Genomic DNA, 6,373 nt, shown 5'->3' on the forward strand with positions numbered 1-6,373 from the left:
CCCGCTGACCGCCGAGCCCCCCCCCCCCCGCCACACCCCCCCCCCCCCCCCCCCCCCCCCCCCCCCCCCCCCCCCCCCCCCCCCCCCCCCCCCCCCCCCCCCCAGCGCCGCGAGCTCCTCGGCGCCGCTGCGCACGGTGGCGGGGTCGGTGTCGGCCCGGTCGAGGTGGGTGCGCAGCGCCTCGGCCTGCATGCGCATCGAGAAGACCTGCTGGACGACGGAGTCGTGCAGGTCCCGTGCCAGCCGGCGGCGCTCGTCGGACTGCGCCCGCGACCGGGTCTGCGCCAGCAGGGCCGCGGTGTCGATGGCCACGGCCGCGGAGTCGGCCATCGCCGCGAGGAAGGCCAGGGAGCTCGGACCGGGGTCCTCCCCCGGCTCGTAGTAGGCGTTGATGATGCCCAGCGCCCGCCCGCGCACGACCATCGGCATGGAGACGAAGCTGTCCCAGTCCGGGCGGCCCATGATCTCGTGCAGCGGCGCCCACGTCGGGTCGGCCATGATCACCGGCTTGCGGTGCAGGCTGACGATCGGCTCGCGGCGCTGCAGCGCCTCCATGAACAGCACGCGGGCGCCGAGGGCGCGGGCGACGGCGAGCTTCGCCGGGAAGTCCTCGGCGTCCCCGAAGCCGGCCATGCCCAGCAGCCGCAGCTCGTCCCGGGGGTCGTCGAGGGCGAGGATCTGGACCGCGGCGATGGTCGCGGTCATGGCGATCTCGCGGGCCACCGCGTCGAGGGTGGCGCGCAGGGAGTAGGCGTCGGCGACGCTGGACGCCGCCCGGGTGATCGCGGTCAGCCGCTCCCGCTGGCGCACGGTGTCGGTGACGTCGCTGAACCACACGGCCCAGCGGGAGGGGCCCACCGGCAGCATCCGGTACTCGAGCTCGCGGCGGCTGCCGCCCGGCGCCGCCCAGCCGGTCCGCTGCAGGTCCGCGGCGTCGGGGTCGCCGGCGCGGGGGTCGAAGGGCACGGTCGTGCCGACCAGCTCCGCGGCCGGGCAGCCGAGGACCGCGGCCGCGGCGGCGTTGAGGCCCAGCAGCCGCCCGGCGTCGTCCACCAGGGCCAGGCCGTCGGCGGAGACGCCCACCAGGGCGCGCAGCACCGGGTCCTCACCGATGTCGGGGGGCCACACCGCACCGGCCGCGGCATCCACCTCGCTGCGCACTCCCGCCCCGTCCCGCCAGTCGCTCCCCGGCGCCCTCGACCGGATCGACCGCGGTCAGCACGCTACCCCCGGCCACGGCACCGATCTCCCCGAGCGCTGCCCCCACGGACGGCGGCGCGCCGGCCGGGACCGCGGGGGTCCCGGCCGGCGGCCCCGTCCCGGGTCCCGCCCCGAGCTCGCGAGGGGTGGGGAGGACGGGGTCCTTTCTCAGGCGGAGGTGGCCGCCGCGGTCCCGAGCCGGTCGGCGTCGGCCTGCCTGACCCGCGGCAGCACGCGGATGCCGAGCACCGCCAGCAGGCTGACCAAGGAGAGGGCCGCCACGTAGAGCGCGATCGGCGTGGAGGACTCGTAGGAGCCGTAGAGCGCGGTGGCCGCGATCGGGGTGACCGCGCCGCCGATCATGCCGCCGAGCTGGTAGGCGATGGAGATGCCGCTGTAGCGCGTCTTCACCTCGAAGATCTCGGTGAACAGGCCGCCCTGGGCGCCGGCCATGATGCCCTGCACGATCGCGGCGACCACGAACGCGAGCAGGGCCGCGGCGGCGCTGCCGGTGTTGACCAGCGCGAACATGGGCAGCGGCCAGATCACCGCGGTGAGCGCGCCGAGGGCGAAGACCGGCTTGGAGCCGAACCGGTCGGCCAGCACCGCGGCCACCACGATGGTGGCGATCCAGACCAGGGTCGAGGCGAGGATCAGCCACAGCAGCGTGCTGCGCTCGAAGCCCACGACCGTCGTGCCGTAGGTGAGCATGTAGACGATCACCGTGTAGCCGACGGCCGGCGGCGCGATCGAGGCGAGGCTGCCCAGGACCAGCGTGCGCGGCTGGCGCTTGACCAGCTCGGCCACCGGGATCTTGCTGACCTGCTTCTGCTCCTTGACCTGCTGGAACTCCGGCGCGTCCTCCAGCTTGCTGCGCACGAGGAACCCGACGACGACCAGCACGATGCTGACGAGGAACGGGATCCGCCAGCCCCACGACAGGAAGGCGTCGTCGTCGAGGCCGGAGACGGCGAGGAAGGCGAGGTTCGAGGTCAGTACGCCCATCGGGACGCCGAACTGGGCGAAGCTGCCGTAGACCGCCCGCTTGCGGGGGCCGGCGTGCTCCGTGGCGATCAGCACCGCGCCGCCCCACTCGCCGCCGACGCCGAAGCCCTGGATCAGCCGCAGCACGACGAGCAGCAGCGGCGCGCCGATGCCGATCGCGTCGTAGGTCGGGAGCAGGCCGATGAGGAAGGTCGACCCACCGGTGAGCAGCAGGGTGAGCACCAGCATCGACTTGCGGCCGATCCGGTCACCGAAGTGGCCGATGACCGCGGCACCGAGCGGCCGGGCGACGAACCCGACGGCGAAGGTGGCGAACGCGGCCAAGGTGCCGGCGACCGACGAGGCCCCGAAGAAGGCAGTGCCGAACACCAGCGCGGCGGCGGTGCCGAAGATGTAGTAGTCGTACCACTCGATCGACGTGCCGACGAAACTGGCCGCGAAGATGCTCTTCTTCGACGGGCCTGCCTTCGCGGGCGCAGGGGTGGTGTGGGTTGCCACGGGGGGAGTTCTCCTCTGGACGCCTCTGTGCAGGGTGGCGCACCGGTCGTGATGCCGGTTACACCGTCCCGACGATGGAAACCGGTCGTGACACCGAAGTCGTGAGCTGCCCGACCCGCTCGTCCCGGGTCGCCGCGGCGACGGCGCCTACGTCATGCGTCCCGGTCGTGCCTCTCACCAGCGCCGACGCCGTGCACACCCGCCCCGGCGCGGGGTGGTGAGGTGCGTCACTCCCCCGCGATCGAGGACGGCTCAGCCCAGGGTGCGCGTCTCCGCGGCGATCGGCACCTCGACGACCCGGGGCCCCTCGGCCTTGCCCGCGGCGGCCAGCTCCTCGGCGAGCTCCTCCCCCGTCGTGACGGTGCGGCCGGGCAGCCCGTAGCCCTGCCCGATGGTCGCCGCGTCCAGGCCGGGCAGGTCCAGCCCGGGGACGCCGGCCACGCCCAGCTGCCCGAGGAAGGAGCTCAGCGCGCCGTAGGTGTTGTTGCGCAGGACCAGGAACGTCACCGGCAGCCGGTGCTGCACCGCCGTCCAGACGCCCTGGACGCCGTACTGGAACGCACCGTCGCCGAGGACCGCCACCACCGGGCGGGTCGGGTCGGCCAGCGCGACGCCGACCGCGGCCGGCAGGCCGAAACCCAGGCCGCCGGCGGCCGGGAAGAACAGGCTGCGCGGGCGGTCGAGGTCCAGGTGGCTCCAGAACTGCGCGGTGTTGGACGTCGACTCGTTGACGAACCGCACGCCCGCCGGCAGCAGCCGGTTGGCCAGCGCGAAGACGGCGTCCGCGGTGAACGGCGCGGCCTCCGGGTCCTGCGCCGACACCCGCTGCGGCACCGGACGCTGCGGGCGCGGCGGGAGCTCGGCCAGGGCGGCGAGCAGCTGCCCGGCGGCCGCGGCGACGTCGGCGACCACCGCGTCCCCGAACGCGGCGCGCGCCGCGGTGCCGGGGTCCCCGCCCACCGACACCAGCTCGGCGCCCTCCGGCAGCCACGGTCCGGGCCGGTAGGCGTGGTAGCGGAACACCGGCGCGCCGAGCACGAGCACCAGGTCCGCTCCGGCCAGGTGCTCGGAGACCCCGGCGATGCTCGGCGGCAGGCACCCCTGCCAGAGCGGGTGGCGGGTCGGGAAGGGCGCCCGCGGCGGCGTCGGCGCGTTCCAGACCGGCGCCTGCAGCTTCTCGGCCAGGGCCACCACCAGCGGGGCGGTGCGCTCGTCGTCCACCTCCGGGCCGACGACGAGCACCGGGTTGCGGGCGACGGTGAGCCGGCCGGCCAGCTCCTCGAGGACGTCCTCGGGCAGCGCGCCGGCGACGCGCACCCGGCGGCGGCCGAGGAAGGCGACCTCGTCGTCGTCCACCGGCTGCCGCCAGTCGTCGAGGGGCAGGGAGACGAAGACCGGCCCGGTGGGCGGCAGCGTGGCCAGGTGGAAGGCCTCCGACAGGGCGCGGGGGACGTCCTGGGCGCGCGCGGGCTCGAAGGCCCACTTCACCTGCGGCTCGGGCACCCGCGTCATGCCCGGCTCGGCGAGCACCGAGCCCAGGCCCACCATCGCGCGGGCCTGCTGGCCGGCGGTGACCACCAGCGGCGTCCCGATGGCCTTCGCGTTGGCGAGGTTGCCCATGGCGTTGCCGAGGCCCGCCGCGGAGTGCAGGTTGACCAGCGCGGGGCGGCCGGTGGCCTGCGCGTACCCGTCGGCCATCGCCAGGACCGCGCCCTCGTGCAGGCCGAGGACGTAGCGGAAGTCGTCGGGGAAGCCGTCGAGGAACGGCAGCTCGTTGGAGCCGGGGTTGCCGAAGACCGTGGTGAGCCCCCAGGTGCGGAGCAGGTCGTAGGTGGTCTCGCGGACGGTGGGCACGGCGTCCTCCTGTAACGGCCGTCACTGCACGTGCTCGCGGAGGCTAACCCCCGGCCGACGGCGCCCCCGCGCCCAGGACGGATGTCGCGTCCGCACCCTCCGGATCGGCCGGTGCCGGTCCGGTCGGATGGCCGCGGCCCCCCGGGACCTCCGGGCCTACCGTGACCCCGGGCACCCGCCCCGGGTCCGCTGGACGGTCCCGCACCGACACTGGAGGAAGCAGACCGCATGGTGTCCCTGGACCAGCTGCCGGAGATCCGGACCGAGCTGTTCATCGACGGCGAGACCCGCAGCACCGACGACCACCTCCAGGTCGTCGACCCCGCCGACGGCCGCTCGGTCGTCGGCTACGCGGCCGCCGCCAGCGCCAAGCAGGCGGAGGAGGCCGTCGCCGCGGCGCACCGCGCCTTCCCGGCCTGGGCCGCGCGCACCCCGCAGGAGCGGGCCGAGCTGGTCACCGCGGCGCTCGCGCCGCTGGAGGCCGACCGGCACGCGACCGCCGAGGTCCTCACCCGGGAGAACGGCAAGATCCGCATGGAGTCGTTCATCGACTCCCTGGTCTTCGCCCACCGGTGCGGCCTGGCCACCGGCCTGGCCGAGCAGGTCGGGCTGACGACCGAGCTCCCGGCCCCGCCCTACCGGACGACGGTCTCGTACCTGCCGCTGGGCGTCGTCACGATCATCGTGCCGTTCAACTGGCCGCTGGCCATCCTGGGCGCCTCGCTCCCCTACGCCCTGGTCGCCGGCAACACCGTCGTGGTGAAGCCGCCGCCCAGCACGCCGCTGGCCACCACCCGCACCGTGCAGCAGGTCGCCGCGCTGCTCCCGCCGGGCGTGCTCAACGTGGTCACCGGCGCGGACGCCGAGATCGGGTCGGCGCTGGTCTCCGACGACCGCGTGAAGAAGGTGTGCTTCACCGGCAGCGTCGGGGGCGGCCGGCGGATCATGGCGATGGCGTCGCAGTCGCTGACCCGCGTCGCCCTGGAGCTCGGCGGCAACGACCCGGCGCTGGTCCTGGCCGACGCCGACCTCTCCGGCGACGCCCTGCAGCGGCTGTTCGGCGGCACGTTCGACTCGACCGGCCAGATCTGCATGGCGACCAAGCGGCTCTACGTGCACCGCTCCCGGTACGAGGAGGTCGTCGAGGGGCTCTCGGGCATCCTCGCCGCCCAGCGTCTCGGCCACGGCCTCGGCGAGGGCGTCACCATGGGCCCGCTGCACCAGGCCCGGCAGAAGGAGTACGTGCTGGAGCTGCTGGCCCAGGCCCGCGAGTCCGGCGCCGAGGTCCGCGAGTTCGGCGAGGCCGCCGAGGGAGCCGACCTCTCGGTCGGCAACTTCCTCCGGCCGAGCCTGGTGCTCGACCCGACCGACGACGCCCGCGTGGTGGCCGAGGAGCAGTTCGGCCCGACGCTGCCGATCCTGCCGTTCGACGACGAGGACGACGCCGTGGCCCGGGCCGAGGACACCTGGTCGGGCCTGTGCTCGTCGGTGTGGACCGCCGACCTCGACCGCGCCGCCGCGGTCGCGGCGCGGCTGCGCACCGGGTACACCTTCGTCAACGCCCACGGCGCCGCGCACCTCGACGAGCGCGCGCCGTTCGGCGGGTTCAACCACAGCGGCATGGGCCGGGAGATGGGCATCGAGGGTCTCCGCGAGTTCATGGACACCCACGCGGTGGGCTTCCCCGCATAGGCGCGGCCCGGGGGGGGGGGGGGGGGGGGGGGGGGGGGGGGGGGGGGGGGGGGGGGGGGGGGGGGGGGGGGGGGGGGGGGGGGGGGGGGGGGGGGGGGCGGGGGGGGGGGTTGATGGCGCGTAC

Annotated in this window: 4 protein-coding genes; 1 reads left to right on the forward strand and 3 read right to left on the reverse strand. The window is 75.4% G+C overall.

Translation table 11 applies throughout. The features are described from left to right. The 3 genes from ACI782_RS25920 to mdlC all read right to left on the reverse strand — a co-directional run. Window positions 1-1,161, reverse strand: a 1,161-nt coding sequence (locus ACI782_RS25920) for a GAF domain-containing protein (protein WP_456912994.1), incomplete at its 3' end; no start/stop codon positions are given. Between the two features lie 207 nt (window positions 1,162-1,368). After that, window positions 1,369-2,703, reverse strand: a complete 1,335-nt coding sequence (locus ACI782_RS25925; protein ID WP_456912995.1) for an MFS transporter — start codon at window positions 2,701-2,703, stop codon at window positions 1,369-1,371. Window positions 2,704-2,955: 252 nt separating this feature from the next. After that, window positions 2,956-4,557: a benzoylformate decarboxylase gene (gene mdlC, locus ACI782_RS25930; protein ID WP_456912996.1), complete on the reverse strand. Its 1,602-nt coding sequence runs from the start codon at window positions 4,555-4,557 to the stop codon at window positions 2,956-2,958. A gap of 228 nt (window positions 4,558-4,785) precedes the next feature. Here mdlC and ACI782_RS25935 point away from each other — a divergent pair, with 228 nt between their 5' ends. Then, entirely contained in the window at window positions 4,786-6,249 is a 1,464-nt protein-coding gene (locus ACI782_RS25935; RefSeq protein ID WP_456912997.1) for an aldehyde dehydrogenase family protein, read from the forward strand. Window positions 6,250-6,373 lie beyond the last annotated feature (124 nt).

The sequence above is a fragment of the Geodermatophilus sp. SYSU D00703 genome (assembly GCF_054050155.1).

Bases quoted from the DNA above. Each gene is read 5' to 3' on its own strand.
- ACI782_RS25935 (WP_456912997.1), top strand. From the start codon at position 4,786: ATGGTGTCCCTGGACCAGCTGCCGGAGATCCGGACCGAGCTGTTCATC.